The organism is Pseudomonas sp. SWRI77 (assembly GCF_014269105.1).
Classification (GTDB): domain Bacteria; phylum Pseudomonadota; class Gammaproteobacteria; order Pseudomonadales; family Pseudomonadaceae; genus Aquipseudomonas; species Aquipseudomonas capeferrum.
In genome coordinates this window covers 103421-120637 of the sequence record NZ_JABWRV010000005.1, presented here as the reverse complement: position 1 = coordinate 120637, position 17217 = coordinate 103421, and the positions used below count along the sequence as shown (strand labels likewise).

Annotated in this window: 17 protein-coding genes and 1 riboswitch; of the genes, 3 read left to right on the top strand and 14 right to left on the bottom strand. The window is 64.1% G+C overall.

Going from position 1 to position 17217, the window contains the following annotated elements:
* Positions 1–25: 25 nt before the first annotated feature.
* The 7 genes from HU766_RS07350 to HU766_RS07320 form a co-directional block, all read right to left on the bottom strand.
* Complete coding sequence (locus HU766_RS07350; protein WP_186654927.1) at positions 26–1363, bottom strand: MFS transporter; 1338 nt, start codon at positions 1361–1363, stop codon at positions 26–28.
* 255 nt (positions 1364–1618) lie between these two features.
* Complete coding sequence (locus HU766_RS07345) at positions 1619–2386, bottom strand: hypothetical protein (RefSeq protein WP_186654924.1); 768 nt, start codon at positions 2384–2386, stop codon at positions 1619–1621.
* Positions 2387–2503: 117 nt separating this feature from the next.
* On the bottom strand, positions 2504–4654 hold the full coding sequence (locus tag HU766_RS07340; RefSeq protein WP_186654922.1) for a TonB-dependent receptor: 2151 nt from the start codon (positions 4652–4654) through the stop codon (positions 2504–2506).
* A gap of 68 nt (positions 4655–4722) precedes the next feature.
* The gene (locus HU766_RS07335; RefSeq protein ID WP_186654920.1) at positions 4723–5130 is read right to left on the bottom strand and encodes a DUF2946 family protein; all 408 of its coding nucleotides are present in this window, start codon (positions 5128–5130) and stop codon (positions 4723–4725) included.
* A 125-nt stretch (positions 5131–5255) separates the two neighbouring features.
* Positions 5256–6032: a ParA family protein gene (locus tag HU766_RS07330; RefSeq protein WP_033698961.1), complete on the bottom strand. Its 777-nt coding sequence runs from the start codon at positions 6030–6032 to the stop codon at positions 5256–5258.
* 122 nt (positions 6033–6154) lie between these two features.
* On the bottom strand, positions 6155–7732 hold the full coding sequence (locus tag HU766_RS07325; RefSeq protein ID WP_186654918.1) for a diguanylate cyclase: 1578 nt from the start codon (positions 7730–7732) through the stop codon (positions 6155–6157).
* An 87-nt stretch (positions 7733–7819) separates the two neighbouring features.
* Positions 7820–8305, bottom strand: coding sequence for a hypothetical protein (locus tag HU766_RS07320; RefSeq protein ID WP_186654908.1), 486 nt, complete (start codon positions 8303–8305; stop codon positions 7820–7822).
* A 130-nt stretch (positions 8306–8435) separates the two neighbouring features.
* Here HU766_RS07320 and HU766_RS07315 point away from each other — a divergent pair, with 130 nt between their 5' ends.
* Together HU766_RS07315 and HU766_RS07310 are read left to right on the top strand one after the other, a co-directional pair.
* Positions 8436–8933 (top strand): GNAT family N-acetyltransferase, encoded by a 498-nt coding sequence (locus HU766_RS07315; RefSeq protein ID WP_186654904.1) that lies wholly within the window; start codon positions 8436–8438, stop codon positions 8931–8933.
* 132 nt (positions 8934–9065) lie between these two features.
* Entirely contained in the window at positions 9066–9389 is a 324-nt protein-coding gene (locus HU766_RS07310; RefSeq protein ID WP_033698953.1) for a hypothetical protein, read from the top strand.
* 24 nt (positions 9390–9413) lie between these two features.
* Here the strand turns inward: HU766_RS07310 and HU766_RS07305 are convergent, their stop codons facing one another.
* From HU766_RS07305 to HU766_RS07280, 6 genes are all read right to left on the bottom strand, one after another.
* Positions 9414–10751, bottom strand: coding sequence for an OprD family porin (locus tag HU766_RS07305; RefSeq protein ID WP_186654900.1), 1338 nt, complete (start codon positions 10749–10751; stop codon positions 9414–9416).
* Complete coding sequence (locus HU766_RS07300) at positions 10748–11182, bottom strand: pseudoazurin (RefSeq protein WP_186654897.1); 435 nt, start codon at positions 11180–11182, stop codon at positions 10748–10750. The genes HU766_RS07305 and HU766_RS07300 overlap by 4 nt, the downstream gene beginning before the upstream one ends.
* 17 nt (positions 11183–11199) lie before the next feature.
* Positions 11200–11988, bottom strand: coding sequence for an ABC transporter ATP-binding protein (locus HU766_RS07295; protein ID WP_186654894.1), 789 nt, complete (start codon positions 11986–11988; stop codon positions 11200–11202).
* A complete protein-coding gene (locus tag HU766_RS07290) occupies positions 11985–13001 on the bottom strand; it encodes an iron ABC transporter permease (RefSeq protein WP_186654891.1) in 1017 nt (338 codons plus the stop codon). The genes HU766_RS07295 and HU766_RS07290 overlap by 4 nt, the downstream gene beginning before the upstream one ends.
* Positions 13001–14011, bottom strand: a complete 1011-nt coding sequence (locus HU766_RS07285; protein WP_186654888.1) for an ABC transporter substrate-binding protein — start codon at positions 14009–14011, stop codon at positions 13001–13003. Before HU766_RS07285 ends, HU766_RS07290 begins: the two co-directional genes overlap by 1 nt.
* 127 nt (positions 14012–14138) lie before the next feature.
* Positions 14139–14332: riboswitch (cobalamin riboswitch) on the bottom strand.
* A 28-nt stretch (positions 14333–14360) separates the two neighbouring features.
* Positions 14361–15527, bottom strand: a complete 1167-nt coding sequence (locus tag HU766_RS07280) for a heparan-alpha-glucosaminide N-acetyltransferase domain-containing protein (RefSeq protein WP_186654884.1) — start codon at positions 15525–15527, stop codon at positions 14361–14363.
* A 260-nt stretch (positions 15528–15787) separates the two neighbouring features.
* On the opposite strand from HU766_RS07280, the gene HU766_RS07275 reads away from it, so the two are divergent.
* A complete protein-coding gene (locus tag HU766_RS07275) occupies positions 15788–16534 on the top strand; it encodes an outer membrane beta-barrel protein (protein ID WP_186654882.1) in 747 nt (248 codons plus the stop codon).
* Between the two features lie 69 nt (positions 16535–16603).
* Here the strand turns inward: HU766_RS07275 and HU766_RS07270 are convergent, their stop codons facing one another.
* Positions 16604–17173 carry a GNAT family N-acetyltransferase gene (locus tag HU766_RS07270; RefSeq protein WP_186654880.1) on the bottom strand — a complete coding sequence of 190 codons (570 nt, stop codon included), beginning with the start codon at positions 17171–17173 and terminating at the stop codon, positions 16604–16606.
* Positions 17174–17217 lie beyond the last annotated feature (44 nt).

Genomic DNA, 17217 nt, shown 5'->3' with positions numbered 1-17217 from the left:
GGGGCCGCAAGGCGGCCCCATACGCTCAAACGTTACTACGCGCTGTAACCTGCACGCCGTCGACGCCTGCCTCATCATGCAGAGAAATCCGCGACGTCTCCGGCAGCGCCGACCCGCCCACCAGCGCCACCAGTGCAATCACCACCAGGTAGAATGCCGGTGCCAGGCTGCTGCCGGTCTGCCCGATCAACCAGGTAGCGACCAATGGCGCAGTGCCGCCAAACAGCGTATACGCGACGTTGTAGGTGATCGCCGAGGCGGTGTAGCGGGTCCGCGTCGGGAAGCTTTCCGACAGTAATGCCGCGGTCACCACGCCACTGCACAACGCACCCACCGCCAGCAGAATCACCCCCAGCAGCGCCCCGAACAGCGAACCGGAACTGGCCAGCCAATACGCAGGGAACACGCAGATCATCACCCACAGGCAGGTAAAGCCAATGGTCTTGCGCCGCCCCACCCGGTCGGAAAACGCCCCAGCCAGCGGGCAGCCGACGGCGGCGAACAGCAAGGCCACGGTGGTTACCAGCAGCGACTGGGCGCGGGTCAGGTTGCCGACCAGCTGCAGGTAGGTGGCAAAGTAGGTGGTGAACATATAGAACGACAGCGCCGTCAGCGAGATGAACGCCCCCAGGTTGCGGATGGCCCGGCCATGGTTGCGCAGGGTCTCCTTGAGCGGTGAATGCTCATGTTCTTTGCCCTGTGCCACGGCTTCGCGGAACGCCGGGGTTTCCTCCATGCGCCAGCGCAGGTACAGGCCCACCAACCCCAGCGGGGCGGCGATCAGGAATGGCACGCGCCAGCCCCAGCTGCTCATGGCCTCGGCCGTCAGGCTTGCTTCCAGGCCATAGGCGATCACCGCCGCGCAGGCAAAGGCGGAAAAGGTCGAGACCGGCACGAAGCTGCCGTAGAACGCGCGCTTGTCGTTTGGCGCATGTTCCATCAGGTAGGCGCAGGCACCGGCATACTCGCCGCCTGCCGAGAAGCCTTGCAGGCAACGGGCCAGGGTTAGCAGGACAGGGGCCGCCAGGCCAATGCTGGCATAGGTCGGCAGCAAACCGATCAAGGTGGTGGAGCCGGCCATCAACAAGATGGTCAGCGACAGAATGCGCTTGCGCCCAAGGCGGTCGCCCAGCGCGCCGAACACGATCCCGCCCAGCGGGCGCAGGGCAAACGCCACGGCAAACACGGCGAAGGTCTTGAGCAAGGCCACGCTGGCATCTTCACTGGCGAAGAACTGGCTGGCGATAAGGGTTGCGAGAAAGCCATAGACGGCGAAGTCGAACCACTCGACGAAGTTGCCGATGGCCGAGGCGGCGATCACCCGGCGCAGGGTGGCGGGGGATACCTCATGAGGTGTGGACATGCGGATGCTCTCCGGTTTCCATTGGCAGCCTGAATGAACGTGACACGGTCGGGCCGCGTCATCATTGTTGTGCTGTCCAGTAGAGCGGCGAGCGCCTGCGGGTGCTTCGTCGAGGGCGACATCGGGATACCTGTTTCAACCGTTCTGTAGGAGCGGCCTTGCGTCGCGAAAGGGCTGCGAAGCGGCCCCGGCGATTTTTGCTGCGCCACACAACCTGGGGCCGCTGCGCGACCCTTTCGCGACGCAAGGCCGCTCCTACAAACCCACCATCCACGGGGCATAGTCGACTTCGCTGTAGCCTTCGGCCTTGCCCTGCTCGTTGCTGCTGAAGCCTGGCATCTTGCTCAGGTCGAGCTTCATGCAACGGCTGTTGAGTTGCGCCTGCAGGTTGCCGTCCAGGCGGAAGGCGTCCTCGCGCAGCGGGTTGGGGGAAAGCTGCACCAGGCAGCCGTCGACCTTGCCTTGTGCGTTGGCCTGGTAGAACACCGAGGCCTTGCCGATGCTGGTGACCGGCAGATCGCGCAGCAGTTGTTGCCAGAAGTACTCGCGTTGGGCAATGGCCCGGTAGCGGGCGGTGCCGGGGGCCTGAACCGCGCGAGGTAGCTGGACGATGATCGGCGCCCGGACTTCGACGGTTTCATCGTCGTTGTACAACGCCGCCGGCACGACGGGGTAGATGGTCTTCCAGCACAGGGCTTCGACCAGGTTCGCCAGCGCCTGATGGTCGGTGGGCGTTACATCGGCAGGCAGCAGCGCGCCATACTTGAACGGGGCTTTTTCGGCCTTGCAGGCGACCGGCGCGCTTTGCCGGTCGAAGGTGACCTTTAGCGTAACGGCGCCCATCTGCTCGCCGGTTGGGGCCAGGGCGATGCTCCGCTGCAAGGCTTGCTGCGTGTTGACGGTGAACGTTTTCAGGGCTTGCGGATCGACGTCTGCCGGTCGGTCGGCGGAAGGGGACGATTGGCAGCCAATCAGGGTAATCAGGGCCGCGCCGAGAAGCGCGGGGGGCAGTGTCTTGTACACGTGAACGTCCTTGCTGAAGCGGTAGCCGGGTGTCTTCGTGAGCCGGCTGATCATGAAGGTGGAAGCTTATCACTGGCGGCCCTGTCGCGAGGTAACCCCCGCGCCAGAGCCGGTTGGTCAGAAGCGCATATCCAGCGCCAGCTCGAAGGTGCGCGGGGCACCCATGTAGTACTGGCTGCTGTAGGCCTGCTTGGCATACACCTCGTCGGTCATGTTGCGCACCCGCCCGGTGACCGTAGTGTACTCATCCAGCCGGTAGCGCGCGAAAGCGCCGAACAGTGTGTAGGCCGGTGCCTTGAGGGTGTTGGCGTTGTCGGCATAGACCGAGCCCACGTAGCGCCCATCGACCCCTGCCGACCACGCCTGGGTGAAGCTGTAGGTCAGCCACAGGTTGCCGACGTTGGCCGGGACATTGACCGGGGCATTGCCCTTGCGCGATACCGATACCCCGTTGACTGCTTCGTTGAACGCATCGTACTGCGCATCGACGTAGGCGTAGTTGGCCTCGGCTAGCAGCTTGGGCGTGACCTGCAACCGCCCGGACAGCTCGACACCGCGCGAGGTCTGCTGGCCGGCCTGCACCGTCAGGTTGGCATCGTTGGAGTCGCGCACGGCAAAGTCCTTGCGCACGATCTGGTACAGCGCCAGGGTGGCGGCGGCGCGGCCGTCGAGGAAGTCGAACTTGCTGCCGACTTCCCATTGCTCGCCTTTGGACAAGTCGAACAAGCCCACGTTGGAATAGGTCGCCGCCGCCAGCGAACCGGCCGGCAAATCCGCAGAGCTGCTGTACTGGGCGTATACGCTGGCGGTGGGGGTCAGCGCGTAGGTCAGGCCGATGCGCCCGGAAAGCGGCTCCCAGCGGCGCTCGAAGAACGCCGGCGAAGTCGGCGAGACCGCGCCATAGTTGGTCACTTGCATGTCCAGGTAGTCGTAGCGCAGGGCAGTCAGCAAGGCCAGGCGATCGGTCAGTTGCAAGCGGTTTTCGGCGAACACCGCGCGGTTGGTGACTTCGTGGCGGCGCTGTTTGGTCAGCCCGGCATTTACCCCTGGGATATCGTCGAAACTGCCGGGGTCGAAATGGTCGGCGTCGACGACGTCGCTCCAACTGCTCGACGTCGGGTAGAGGGTCTGGCGCATGCGCGAGTACTCCAGCCCCAGCGACCACTGGCTGGCGAAGCCGAACAGCGTGTTGTCATGGCGCAACTCGATGCGATCGCCCAGCAGGTTCTGGTCGTGGCTTTGCAGGTAGGGGCTGCTGCGCTGCACCTTGCCATCAGGGGTGTAGCTGTAGCGTTCGACGTTGCGGTAGTCGCGCTGGGCATTGTAGTGGTACAGCGTATTTTGCACGCTGGTGCTGTCGCTGAGCTGGTAGTCGAGGATCGAGCGCAGCCAGCGTACCCGCTGTTCGTAGCGACCGTCAGCGACGTTGTAGTTTTCAAAGCGGCGGCTTTTGTCGATTTTCATCGTGCTGCGCCCGGGCAGGATCGGCGAGCCCCAGTAGGGGCTGTCCTCGCGGTCTTCCTGATACTCCAGCGCCAGGGTGTGGGTCAGGTTGGGCGCCAGGTCGCTGAGCAGCGAGAAGGCCAGGCTGTCGCTGTGTCGCTGGTTGCGGTCGATGTAGCCATTGCCCTGGCCCCGGCTGAAATCCAGGCGCATGAAGTGGCGGGCATCGGCGGGGTTGCTGGCCAGTGCCTGATTGATGCCGAAGGCCACCTCCGAGTCATCGTAACTGCCATAGCGTACGCGCCCGTCGAGGGTCTGCTGGTCACGGCTGGCAAGCTTGGTGATGTAGTTGATCGAGCCGCCCACGGCACCTGCGCCGTGCAGGAAGGATGACGGCCCGCCAATCAGCTCGACCCGGTCGAGCACCCAGGCATCCACGGGCCGGGTGGCACTGCTGTAGCCCAGGTTGATGCCGTTGTAGAGCTGGGTAACCTGGTTCTGGGTGAAACCCCGGTAGGCGACGAAGCCGCCGTAACCTGGGTTGGCCGAGGCGTTGACGCCAGTCATGGCGTTGATCACGTCCTGGCTGTCCTTGGCGTCGCGCGCCTCGATCAGGCGGCGGTCCGAGACGCTGACCGACGCGGGGGTTTCCCGCGCGCTGAGGCCCAGGCGCGAGCCGGTGCGGATCGGCTCGTCCAGTTGCACGCCGGAGGGGGTGTCGCGTTCGCCATCGATGGTGGTGGCGTTGAGTTCGAGCGGGGCGGTTTCGGCCCAGGCGAAAGTGCAAGTGCCCATGAGGAGCACCAGGGAGGTATTGCGGATCATGTTGTCGTGTCTTCCACGCAAAGGTCATGGCTGACCACCCGCGCGCACTGAGGCGCGCCGGGTCGAGGTCAGGCGAACTGAAGGGCGGCGTGAAGCACAGCGGGGGAGGCGCGGGGGTTGAGGGCGGGGCGTAGGTAGCGTGGCGGCGGTTGGGCCCAGCTGCGCACGACGATGGGTGAGTTGGCCCCGGCCTGGGTGGGCATGAACGCCCAGCTGGTGTGGGCAAGCGGTACTGCCAGGCCGAACGAGGAGCATACCGGGCAGTCGAGCTGGGCCATGTGCTGGTCACCACCGGCGTGATCCAGGTCGATGGCCGGGCCATGCTCACTGCTGATCGAGCAGAAACCACCTTCCAGGCCAGCCAGGCGCAGGCCGCCCATCTGGCCGTGGTGCAGGCCGCACAGCAACAGGCTGAACAGGACGCTGGCATAGAGCGTCCATGCGGTCAGCGTGCGGGTCTGCCGGGTGGTTTTCATGGCGGCGAATCTATCACCCGGATGAGTGATCGGGTAGCCCTGATCACCCAAAATGCTGGGTCTGTAGGCAATTGCCCACACTGTCCTCTACTAAAGCAACGAGGTAGGGTGTGTTCCAGGTCCGCTCAAGCCGCCCGCTCCAGCACATCCAGCAGGTCGGCAAATTCCAGCGTCAACTTGTGCCGCGGCGCCAGATGCACCAACGGCACCGACACCTGATGCGACTCGCGCATCTTGATAGAGCTGCTCAAGTACACCGGCAGCACCGGCACGCCTTCCCCCCGCAATTGATCGACCAGGGTCTGATGCAGTGCAGTGCGCCCGGCGAACTGGTTGACGACAATCCCTTCCACCTGCAGCGTCGGGTTATGGTCCTGACGCAGTTCTTCCACCTCGGCCATGACGCTGTGCAGCGCCTGGCGCGAGAAGCTGTCGCAATCGAACGGGATCAGCAGGCGTTCGGCAGCCACCAGCGCGCTGAAGGTGTAAAAGTTCAGCGCCGGTGGCGTGTCGATATAGATCCGCTCGTAGTCTTCGGCCAGTTCCACCAGCAGCTTGCGCAGCTTGTTGATCTTGAACTTGCTCTCCAGCTTGCTTTGCAGGTCGGTAAGGTCAGGGCTGGCGGTGATCAGGTGCAAGTTGCTGTAGCGGGTCTCGGTGATGGCCACGCGGTGCTTCTTGCCGTGCGCGGTGGCGGGGGACAACGTCTGGCGGAAGAAATCGGCAATGCCCGAGGGGATGGCGTCATTGACCAGCCCGGTCAGGTAGTAGGTGGCATTGGCCTGCGGGTCGAGGTCGACGAGCAAGGTGCGATAGCCTTCAGCGGCACTGGCGGCCGCCAGGTTGCAGGCAATGCTTGATTTGCCCACGCCACCTTTCTGATTGAAAACCACACGACGCATGAGACGCTCATCCATGAAGAGTGAAAATGTCAGGTTGGGGTCAATCCTATGACTGAAACACGACAGTTTTATGACAAGGCTTGTAACAACTCAGGGGGCGAGCGGGCTGTATGGGTTCAGCGCTATAAACCCTCGACGCACACCCGATTGCGCCCCTGTTGTTTGGCGCTGTAAAGCGCCCGGTCTGCCTTGCTCAATGCATCGCCAGGCTCGCTGCCTGCATGGCCAGGCCAATGCGCCACGCCCAGCGACACGGTTACTGCCCCCACCGGTTCCACCGGCGTATCCTGCACCGCCACCCGCAGCCGCTGCGCCACCGCTGCGGCAACCTCCAGGCTGGCCCCCGGCAGCAGCATGAGAAACTCCTCGCCGCCGGTGCGACATAGCAGGTCGCCTTCGCGGCAACAACGCCGCATGAGCTCGGCTAGCCGCTGCAGCACCTGGTCGCCGACCTCATGCCCATGCCCATCATTGACCCGCTTGAAGTGGTCGATATCCAGCACGATGGCCGAAAATGCCCGCCCTTCGGCCTCCAGCAGCGACAGGCTGAAATCCAGGCTGCGGCGGTTGCCCAGCCCGGTCAGCGGGTCGGTCTGGGCATCGCGGTTCAGCCGGCCGATGCGCTCTTGCAGCAGGTTGAGCCCGAATAGCAGCGCACGTTTGAGTTCGGCCGCCTCGAAGTACCAGGCCGGCACCCGATGCAGGCGCTCGGCGGTGCCCGCGCGGTCCATCGACCTGGCCCCGGCCGCCAGTTGCCAGAGTGGCCGGGCGATGGTCATTGCCAGCCACCACAGCACCAGGCTGCCGACCAGTGCCAGCGGCGCGGAGGTGCCCACCACGTTGAGCACAAGGCGGCTCAGCGGTGCCACGGTCTGTTCCAGCGGTTGCTGCGCCACCACCCCCCAGCGAGCGCTCGGCACCGTGGCGAAGCCTGCCAGCATGGGTACGCCCTGGCTGTTGGTGAGCTGGCGGGTACCGCTGTCCAGTGTCGCCAGTTGATCGATCAGCGCGTTGCCTTCCACCACCGTGCCTACTCGCTGGCTGTCCGGGTGATAGAGCAGGCGACGATTGCGGTCGACCACATAGAGGTACGAGCCATCCTTGTAGAAGTGCTCGCCCAGCAGGCTGTTGAGGATGTTGCGCTCGCGCAGGTACAGGCTGCCGCCGACGTACCCCAGGTAGCGGCCATTGCTATCGAAGATGGGTTGCGACAGTGCCACCACCAGGTTGTTGGCGGCTGACAGGTAGGGTGTCGAAACCAGCGCCCTGCGCTCATGCAAGGCTTCCTGAACACCGGGTGACTGCACCTTGGTGTTCAGGTAGTGGCGCAATGTAGCAGGGGATATGGCCCGCAGGATGCCTTGGGCATCGACCACGAAGGTCGAGTTGAAGGCCATGCCTTGGTGCAACACGCGATCGGTTTCTGCCTGCAGGGCGTCGGCATCGGCCAATTGGTTGGCTTGTACCCCGGCGCTGAACGCCAACTGCCGCAAGGCGCTGGCGATGAAGGTCTCGGTGATCGAGGCCAGTTTTGCTGCGTACACCCGGTTGGCCTCCAGGGCGTGGTCGATCAGCAACTGGCGCTGAACTCGATAGCTGGCGAAATAACTGGCGCAGAGCATGACCAAGGCGGTCAGGGCGCAAAGAACCAGAATGAGCGAGCGTAGATCCAGGCGCAATCCATGCTTGGTGTGTGTCAATCCTGACCTCGCTGGTACGAAAAGGGAGTAACCCTGCTTTTTATAGGTGTAGTGGGCTATTGTCGCCGCAGCCGCGTGCAACGTCGATCAGGAACCTGACTTTTCCTTTGCCAGTGCATCCAGCTCATTCTCGACGTCTTGCATGCGCTGCTCGACCAGTGCCTGTACCTTCGCGTCACGGGCGGTTTCGCGCATCAGGGCGGTCAGCTTCTCGCTCAGGCGTTTGCCAGCCTCGGTGTCTTCCATGGCGCGGGCCTTGGCCGGGTCCTGCATGGCTTCGACGATGCTGGCGAATTCGGCGTCGCTGAAGTTCTTCTCGCTGTAGAGCTTGAACAAGTCCTGGCGCTGGTCGTCGACCGTCAGGTGCTTGCGCAGGACATCCCGGATGCTCGCTTCAGGCACTTGCGGGTAGCGGCGTGACAGCAGCGCCGCCATGCGGTCGATGTTGTGCTCATAGGCGTCCTGCAGTGGCAGTTGCGCCAGTATCTGTTGTTCGCGAGAGGGTTTCTGGTCGCAGGCGGCGAGGGCCGCGGTCAGTAGCAGTGGCAGCAGCAACGTCTGGAAGCGGGGCATGGAATGGCCTGGTGGGCGGTCAAGACCTCGGATTATAGCGAGGTCGGCCAGACCGCGACGACCCCTGAATTTGCCAGGGGCGGCCCGCTGCGGTAGAACCTTTGCCCTCACTCCCAAAGCCTTTGCCCCCATGCCGAACTGGATCATCCAAGCCGTCCCGCAGGCAGCCATCGACGAAGTCGTGGCTTTCGTCGACAGCGCCCGCCGCGAGCTCTTCCCCCTGCTCGCCGCTGCACCGTTGCCCCATGACCTGGCTCGTTTTGCCGAGACCTACCTGGACGGCGAAGGCGTGTTCCTCGAAGCCCGCGATCAGGGCCGGCTGGTGGCGGTGATTGGCTATGTCCCCTATGACCATCGCTTTGCCCAGCTTGCGTATCAGCGCATGCACGTGGTCGAGGTGGTGCGCCTGTTCGTCTTGCCGGCGTATCGCCGACATGGGCTGGCCGCGGCGTTGTTCGCCGCGTTGCGCCAGGCGGCCGAGCAGGCGGGCGTCGAGTGCCTGTACCTGCACACGCACCCGTTTCTGCCGGGAGCGATTACGTTCTGGCAGCGCCAAGGGTTCGCGGTGATCGATGTGGAGCTGGACCCGGTGTGGCAAACCACCCATATGCAATTGCAACTGGCATGAGCTGCGTGTAACCGTTCAGAAACCCCCTACAGCTGGCGTTCTGCTGTGCTCAACGCGTTCATTTCAAAAGCACGCCAGCTTGCTTACCTTCCCGCTCACAGCTCGAACCATGCACAAGCGGGAGAATCGCCGATGCCACACATGGCCTTGTACAAGCTCAAACTGCTCGATGAATTCGAAGACCGTAGGGACCTATGGTCATTCGGCCACTTCGAAAACAGGCTGATGGACTTGTGGCGGGGCGCCACGCGCCACGACGCCAAGGGCATCATCAATACGGCGCACAAGGAAGGGCGTTGGCCCAGGACCGTGAAGCGCTACCTGCTGACCAACTACAAGGCATTCGGCAATGTCAGCGCAGAGTTGGGCCAGACGTTTGCCGAAGTGCTTGTGTCGATGACGGCGCAGGAAAAGGCCGAGTGGGGGTTGCAGGCGCAATCCGCTGCGGCACCTTGACCTTGGGAGCTGCTTCGAGGCGTGTCAGAACCCGCCCCCCAGCGGCCACTCGACTGCCAGGCGAATCTGATCACCGTCGAGCTCCGCCTGCGCCGTGTTGCCCCGGTGTGCATTATGGCGAATCGAGAACGTGGTGCCCTTGGCCTTGCCACTTTGCACCACGTACCGCGCCTCAAGGTCGCGCTCCCAATGCTTGCCGCCCTTGCCGTAGCCCAGGTACGCATAGCCGCCGGCGGGGTCGACATGCGTGCCATCGATATCGAACCCGCGCACATACAGCGCCGTCAGGTTCAAACCCGGCACCCCGTAGGCGCCCATGTTCAGGTCATACCGCGCCTGCCATGATTTCTCGTTTGGCGCGTTGAAGTCCGACATCTGCACGGCGTTGGCAATGAAGATCGCGCCGCGCGTCACATAGTCGAAAGGCGTATTGCCGTCCACCTGCTGCCAGCCCAGGCTGAAACCGTGCGGCCCCTGGTTGTAACGCGAAACCAGGCTCCAGGTGGTGTTGTCGATGCGCCCGGACAGCGCCTTGCCGGTGTCGGTGGTGCGGTACAGGTTGAGGTCCAGGCTCAGGCTACGGCGCTCGTCCAAGGCGTGGGTGAGGGTGCTGCCCAGGTAGTGCTGGTTCCAGCTGTCCTCGTAACGTGAGGTATACAGGCTGGCGTTGAAGGCCGCGCCGGGGTTCCAGACCACGCCGGCCAGGTCGAAGCTATTGCCCTGGCGGCCATTGGAGTAGTTCACCACGAACCCCTGATCATGGCTTGAGGCGTTGCGGTCGGTGCTTTCGTTGAAGTGGCCGGCGACCAGCCGGAGCGTGTCGATCTCGCTACTGTTGAGGAAAAAGCCGGTGGCGGTCTCGGGCAGCAAACGGCTGTCGGACGAACTGAACACCGGGGTCTTTACCCGCTGCTCGCCGTAGGACAGCACCGTGTTTGACACCCGCACCTTCAGCGCAGCGCCCGCTCGGCTGTATTCGTTTTTTGGGTGCCCATCGTTGTCGACACCCAGCAGACGCGCCTTGCCGACACGGCCACCGCCACTGTCGAGCTGTACGCCCAGGTAGGCATGGGCATCGACACCGACGCCAACCAGGCCCTGGGTGAAGCCGGACTGGAACGTGCCCATCAGCCCGTAAGCCCATTCCTCAGCCTTGCCGCTGCGTTCGCTTCGGGGCTTGTAGGCATTGCGGCCACTGCTGTTGCGCCCGCCGTGCCGGTAATCGCGCTGGTCGAATACGCTGCGATTAAGCAGGCTCCAACTGCCGTCTTCAATGAAGCCCTTGCTGTTGGACTGGGCAGAGTCAGCCGTCGCGAAAGGAGTAAGCCCCACCAGTGGAAGCGCCAACAACAGGCGCTTCATTGCCCAGCCCCCAGCTTCTGCAGTTGCGCAGCAAAGCGGGCTTGCGCCCGTGCAGGTAGGTTGGCAGGCAATTCGGCAGGCGCCGCGTCACCCACCTGAATGACCATCACCATACCCATCGCCAAGTGCGGAATGCACTGGATGCCGTACACGCCCGGCACGCTGAACTGGTGCTCGTAAGGCTGGTTCAGTTTGCTCTTGAACGCCTGCGCCCCCTGTGGCAGCAACCCTGGCACGCTGGCAGCGTTATGCCCACTCATGGTCGGTAGAAAGCGCACCGTGTCACCGGTTGCGATGTGCAGGTGATCGGGCTCGTAGACCATCGCACCCTGCGTGCCACGGTTGAGCATCTTCACTTCGTGCACCTCTGCCAGCACGGCAGGGGCAAACAGGGTACTGGCGAGCAGCAGGGCGACAGGGCGCAACAGCATGGTGGGAACTTCCTGGTTCAGGGGGCGCGAAAACGCAGAATGCGCGCGCCGTCGAAGGGGTCGGTGAGGTAGTGGGCGTGCACGCCGAAGGTACTCAGCAGGCGCTCGGGGGTGAGCACGTCGAACGGCTTGCCGAGGGCGACCAGGCGGCCTTGGTCGAGCACCGCGACGCGGTCGCAGGTCAGCGCCTGGTTGAGGTCGTGCAGGGCCACCAGGGTGGTGACCGACAGCGCCTGGACCTGTTGCAGCAGGCTCAACTGGTGCTGGATGTCCAGGTGGTTGGTTGGCTCGTCGAGCAATAGCACCTGCGGGCGTTGGGCCAGGGCGCGGGCAATGTGCACACGCTGGCGTTCGCCACCTGAAAGCGAATGCCACAGGCGCGTGCGCAGGTGCAGGGCGTCAAGGTCGGCCAAGGCCTGCTCGACGATGGCACGGTCCTGGCTGGCGAACGGCGCCAGGGCCGACAGCCAGGGGGTACGGCCCAGGGCAACCGCGTCGTATACGCTGATCGCATCAGCTGTGTCCGCCTGCTGCTCGACCAGTGCCAGGGCCTGGGCAATGCGCCGGCGTGGCAGCTGCGCCAGGGGCTCACCCAGCAGGTCGACACGGCCACTGCCAGGCTTGCGCAAGCCCGCCAGCAGTTTTAGCAGGGACGATTTGCCAGAGCCGTTAGGGCCGACGATGGCCAGCGTTTCGCCCTGGATAGCGGCCAGGTCGATGTCGCGCAGCACGCTCCTGCCGCCCAGCTGCAAGCCCAGGCCCTGGCAGGCAAGCGGGGCGATCTGCAGGTTGGCCATGACGGTCATGGGCGCCCCCGTCGGCTGACCAGTATCAGCGCGAACACCGGAGCGCCGATCAGCGCGGTGACCACGCCCACCGGGATCACCTGGCCTGGGATCAGCGTGCGCGACAGGATATCCGCAGTGATCAGAAACAATGCCCCACCCAGTGCGCTGGCCGGCAGCAGGCGGCTATGCCCGGGGCCGAGCAGCAGGCGCAGGGCGTGGGGAATTACCAGCCCGACAAAGCCGATGGCGCCGACGATGGACACCATCACGGCGGTCACCAGCGCGGCGCAACTGATCAACAGCAATTGGGTACGCCGCACCGGGATCCCCAGTGACGCCGCCGAATCGGTGCCGAAGGTAAAGGCATCCAGTGCGCGGCGATGCCACAGGCACACCACCAGCCCGAACAGCGCCACCGGCAATGCCAGCCACACCGACGGCCAGCGCACGCCGCTGAGGTTGCCCAGCAGCCAGAACAGAATGCCGCGTGCTTGCTCGGCGGTGGCCGACTTGGTGATGAGAAAGGCGGTAAGGGCGGTGAACAGCTGCGAGCCGGCAATGCCGGCAAGGATCACCTGAGCATTGTTGTTGCTCGGCCCGGCAGCGCGGGCTAGCACCAGCACCAGCGTGAAAGCCGCCAGCGCGCCGATGAAGGCACCGCCTGACATGCTCAGGGCCACGCTGCCCAGCCCCAGTAGGCCGACCAGCACCGCGCCGGTCGAGGCGCCAGCGGACAACCCCAGCAGGTAGGGTTCGGCCAGCGGGTTGCGCAGCAGCGCCTGCAGGATCACCCCGCACGTGGCCAGCCCGGCGCCGCAGGCGGCCGCCACCAGGGTGCGGGTCAGGCGGTAGTTCCAGACGATCCCGGCGTCGATCGGGTCGACCGGGTAACCGGCCTGCCACAGGTGATTGGCCAGCACCTGGTAGACCACGTTCGGCGCCAGGTCGCTCTCGCCGATCGCGGTACCGGCCAGCAGCGCGGCGCACAGGGCTGCCAAGGCCAGGACGGTGTAAGGCAACAAGCGGCTCATCACTGTGCCGCTTTACCGCTGGCGAACGCCGCAGACAGGGTCTGCAGGCCTCGGAACAGGCGGATGCCGGCCTGCATGGCGTCGGCGTCAAGGACGATGATGCGGTCGTGCTTCACCGCGTCCATGTTGCGGGTTACCGGGTCGTTGTGCAGGAACTCGAGTTTTTTCTGGTAGTCGTCTGCGGGGAAGCGGCGGCGGTCCATGCGGGCGATGATCAGCCAGGTCGGGTTGGCCTTGGCCAGGGTTTCCCAGCCCACGGTCGGCCATTCTTCGGTGGACTCGACCACGTTGCGTACGCCCAGGGTGCGCAGCATGAAGTCGGCGACGCCTTGGCGGCCAGCCACATAGGGGTCGATATCCAGGTCGGCGCTGGAGAACCAGAACAGCGCCGAGGTGTTGGACAGGTCCTTGCCGGCCAGTTGCGCCGTGGCGCTGTCCAGGCGGCCCTTGAGGTCGGCGTTCAACGTCGCACCGCGGTCTTGCGCGTCGAAGATCTCCGCCAGCTGGCTGACGCTTTTATAGATGCTGTCGACCTGGAATGCCTGCAGGCGGGTGCCATCGGCACCCACCAGGTTGTCCTTGCCTTCGCAGTCCGAGGGCAACAGGTAGGTCGGGATCTTCAACTCGTCGAACTGTTCGCGGGTACCCACCACGCCTTGAGCGCCGACCATCCACTCGAATTGCACCGCCACCAGCTGCGGACGCTTGCCCACCACAGCCTCGAAGCTCGGGTCGTTGTCGGCCAGGCGCTCGACCTTGTCGTTCATGGCCTTGAACTCGGGCAGCACGTTGTTGAACCACAGCGACGTGCCGGCCAGCGTGTGGCCCAGGCCCAGTGCATAGAGGATTTCGGTGCCGGCCTGGCCGATGGTGACCGCACGCTCGGGGGCGTGGGCGAAGGTCTGTGGCATGCCGCAGTTGTCGACCGTGAGCGGGTAGTGGGTGGCAGCGGCCTGGGCCAGGCCAGTGAGGCCGAGGCCAGCGATCAGGGCGGCAATACGGGGCAGCATGGTGGGGCGATCTCCTATCGAATGGTTCACGGCATGAACGCACGGACAGGCATCGCCGATGCCCCTTGCGCAGGGCAGGGGGCAGCACCCGCAAACGGGTGGAGATGGCCATCCCGGACACCCCGCCGGTTGGTGGATTTTCGCCGGCAGGTCTCCTGACTGGTGCGTCATGGCCCGGCTCCAGCCTTCCCGGATTGATCCAGTGGCATTGATGGAGCAGGCTCGGCACCTACAGTTGCGGGGGCAGTTCCGTTTGGCCCGGTGACGGGCCTGGGATTCCCTATTGATTCCGTGGTGGAAACCGGCGGCCCGCATGGTAGACCATCAGGCAACCGGGTGAAAACGCTTTTCAGAAGTACTTCAGCCAGGTGATGTCACGCCGCCGCGCCTTCAAACGGGCGAACCCGCGTACCGGCAGGTACAGCGACACGGCCAGCAACGCGGCACTCAGCCACACCGCGGTGATGCCGTCGAAACCGAAATAATCACCCTGGTTGTGACCGAACAGGGCGACGCAGGCCAGATACAACAGCTTCAGCACATACAGGTGCAGCAGGTAGAAAAACATCGGTGCTGCGCCGTACACCGCAAGGGCGCTGATCCAGCGCGCCTGGCCGACGCGCTCGAAGCCGCGCAACAGCAGCAGGCCGCAGCCCAGGGTGAGGGCGAGGAACAGCAAGCTGGGCGGGTACTTGGTGATGTTGAAGAAGCTCATCAGCGTCTGCGTCAACGTCGGGTACCCGCTCCAGGGGGCTTCGCCATAGCCGTTGAGCATGCGCAGCGCGATAAAGCCGAGCAATGCGATCGCCCCGGCCAGCAACAGCCGGTGTTGGCGTTGACCTGCATCGCTGTTGCGGGCGAACCAGGGGCCGAGGCCGTAGCCCAGGGCGATCACGCCGATCCAGGGCAGCACAGGGTACGAGGTGCGCAGGCGCAGATTGTCGGAAAACGCCAGCCAGCCGCGATCATGCAGGATCGCCCACGGCACGTGCATGGCCGACTCTGCGCCGAAGTGCAGGTGGTCGAGCAGGTTGTGGCCGCCGACGATGATTGCACCCAGGGCGATCAGCGCCGCACGTGGCAACCACACCAGCAGCGACAGCGCGATCATGCTCACGCCGATAGCCCAGATCACCTGCAGGTAGACCACGCTCGGGGGCAGCTGGAAGGTCCAGGCGAAGTTGACCAAGGTGAACTCCAGCACCACCAGAAACAGCCCGCGCTTGAACAGGAAGGCGCAGACGTCGCTGCGGCCCTGATACTTCTCGCCATACAACCAGGCCGACAAGCCAGTCAGCAGGACGAACACCGGCGCACACAGGTGGGCCAGGGTGCGGCTGAAGAACAGCGATGGGTCGGTGGCGTCGATGGCCATCGGGTCGCTGACCTGGCGATGGAGGAAAAAGGTCTCGCGGACGTGGTCCAGGAGCATGAACAGGATCACCAGGCCGCGCAGGGCATCGATGCTCTGCAGGCGCTGGGTGAGGAGAGTGGGGGTTGCGCTGGCGCTGGTCATGAGGGGTCGCTGGTAGGAATGAAGTGTTGTTATGAAATGTTATCTTATATCTTTATTCGGGTTTCCGGCAATGACGGTTTAGGTTGAATTCAGGCATGCACCCCACCAACTACCTTGCGCGTCAATTTTTGGCGCCCCAGAAATACCTTTTAAAAACATGGCATTGCGCGTTCTAACTGATTTCTTTTCGAACTTTCTCGACAGCGTGTGTCTCGAACCGATCGTTCATCATTTATTCACAAGTCATGGAGACTCCACGCATGTCCGCTCGTCATCTGCTGCGTCACACCTGCCTGCTTGCCCTTATTGCATCGCCCCTGGCGGCCACCGCCGCGCCCAGCACCGACCCTCTGTTCACCTTCGGCCTGCTGGGTGCCTACGACAAATTCAAGTTCGAAGGGGGCAGCGAAACCGACAAGGAACACCTGGGCCAGGGCGGTGTGTTCGCTACCTTCGGCAACAAGATGACCGCCGAATCCGGCTTCATCTATCAGGTCGGCGCCGAGGCCAAGTACGGCAAGAAGAACGACAACAAACTCAAGGAAGCCCAGGCCGATCTCGACCTCGGCTGGCGTGCGGCGCTGGATGCCCGCAACTTCGTCGACGTGACCGTGGGCGGTGGTTACAGTTGGTCGCGCTTCGAGCCCGAAATCAACGACCTGGATACCAAGCTCACGGTCAAATCGCCCTTCGCCAAGGCCGCGCTGGGCTACAACCACCAGTTCGACGCCTCGACCCTGCGCGTGGAAGTGGGGGCACGGCATACCCTCGATGGCCGGGCGCGCCTGAAGGTGGATGATTTTGGCAGTGACAGCGTGGACCTCAAGGACCGCACCAACCCTTATGCCGAGGTAACGCTGCTGATGAACCAGCAGGGCGGCATGCCGGTGCAGGCCGGGGTCTACTACACCCGCACTGAGTACAAGCTCGATGGCGACTCGCCCGTGGCGGACAACACCAAGCTCAAGCGTGACGAGTTTGGTTTCAAGGTCGGCTTGGCGTTCTAAGCCGCGATTGGCCAACGCCGTGGTACGTGTAGGAGCCGCGCAAGCGTGCTCCTACCCCGGGGTTGACGATTAACGCCCGCGCCGCCGCGACACCCGGGCCTCGATATTCTTGCGCCCGATCAGCAAGGCGGGTTTTTCCACCACGGGCTCATCCGCCAGCCACTTGTACATCACCAGGCAATCCACCAGGCCCAGGCGGGCGTGGCGGAATGCCTTGGGCAGGCGGCCGACGGTGTCGAAGCCAAGCTTGTGCCACAGCGCCACGGCCACTTCGTTGCTGGCCACGACCGAATTGAACTGCAACGCAAGAAACCCTTCCTGACGCGCCAGCTTCTGCGAATGCTCGCACATAGCACGGGCCACGCCACGGCCGCGTGCGGCCTCGCACACCATGTAGCCACAGTTGCCCACATGGGCACCGGGGCCGGCGGCATTGGCTTTGAGGTAGTACGAGCCCAGCAGCTCACCGGCGTCCTCAAGCACCCACGTATGCAGGGGTAGCTCCAGCCACAAGTGCCGGGCCTGTTCGACGCTCAAGGCGGGGTCGAAGGCGTAGGTTTCGCGGGCCTGGACAATGGCCTGGAAGGTGGGCCAGAAGCGCTCGAAGTCCTCAAGCGTCATGGGGCGGATGTGGCTCATGGTGGATCCTGCAATGGCTGGCCGCCAAGTCTGGGTGGCGCGGC

Coding starts and splice junctions, on each gene's coding strand:
- HU766_RS07350 (WP_186654927.1), bottom strand. CDS start 1,363: ATGTCCACACCTCATGAGGTATCCCCCGCCACCCTGCGCCGGGTGATC.
- HU766_RS07340 (WP_186654922.1), bottom strand. CDS start 4,654: ATGATCCGCAATACCTCCCTGGTGCTCCTCATGGGCACTTGCACTTTC.
- HU766_RS07335 (WP_186654920.1), bottom strand. CDS start 5,130: ATGAAAACCACCCGGCAGACCCGCACGCTGACCGCATGGACGCTCTAT.
- HU766_RS07330 (WP_033698961.1), bottom strand. CDS start 6,032: ATGCGTCGTGTGGTTTTCAATCAGAAAGGTGGCGTGGGCAAATCAAGC.
- HU766_RS07320 (WP_186654908.1), bottom strand. CDS start 8,305: ATGCCCCGCTTCCAGACGTTGCTGCTGCCACTGCTACTGACCGCGGCC.
- HU766_RS07315 (WP_186654904.1), top strand. CDS start 8,436: ATGCCGAACTGGATCATCCAAGCCGTCCCGCAGGCAGCCATCGACGAA.
- HU766_RS07310 (WP_033698953.1), top strand. CDS start 9,066: ATGCCACACATGGCCTTGTACAAGCTCAAACTGCTCGATGAATTCGAA.
- HU766_RS07305 (WP_186654900.1), bottom strand. CDS start 10,751: ATGAAGCGCCTGTTGTTGGCGCTTCCACTGGTGGGGCTTACTCCTTTC.
- HU766_RS07300 (WP_186654897.1), bottom strand. CDS start 11,182: ATGCTGTTGCGCCCTGTCGCCCTGCTGCTCGCCAGTACCCTGTTTGCC.
- HU766_RS07295 (WP_186654894.1), bottom strand. CDS start 11,988: ATGACCGTCATGGCCAACCTGCAGATCGCCCCGCTTGCCTGCCAGGGC.
- HU766_RS07290 (WP_186654891.1), bottom strand. CDS start 13,001: ATGAGCCGCTTGTTGCCTTACACCGTCCTGGCCTTGGCAGCCCTGTGC.
- HU766_RS07285 (WP_186654888.1), bottom strand. CDS start 14,011: ATGCTGCCCCGTATTGCCGCCCTGATCGCTGGCCTCGGCCTCACTGGC.
- HU766_RS07280 (WP_186654884.1), bottom strand. CDS start 15,527: ATGACCAGCGCCAGCGCAACCCCCACTCTCCTCACCCAGCGCCTGCAG.
- HU766_RS07275 (WP_186654882.1), top strand. CDS start 15,788: ATGTCCGCTCGTCATCTGCTGCGTCACACCTGCCTGCTTGCCCTTATT.
- HU766_RS07270 (WP_186654880.1), bottom strand. CDS start 17,173: ATGAGCCACATCCGCCCCATGACGCTTGAGGACTTCGAGCGCTTCTGG.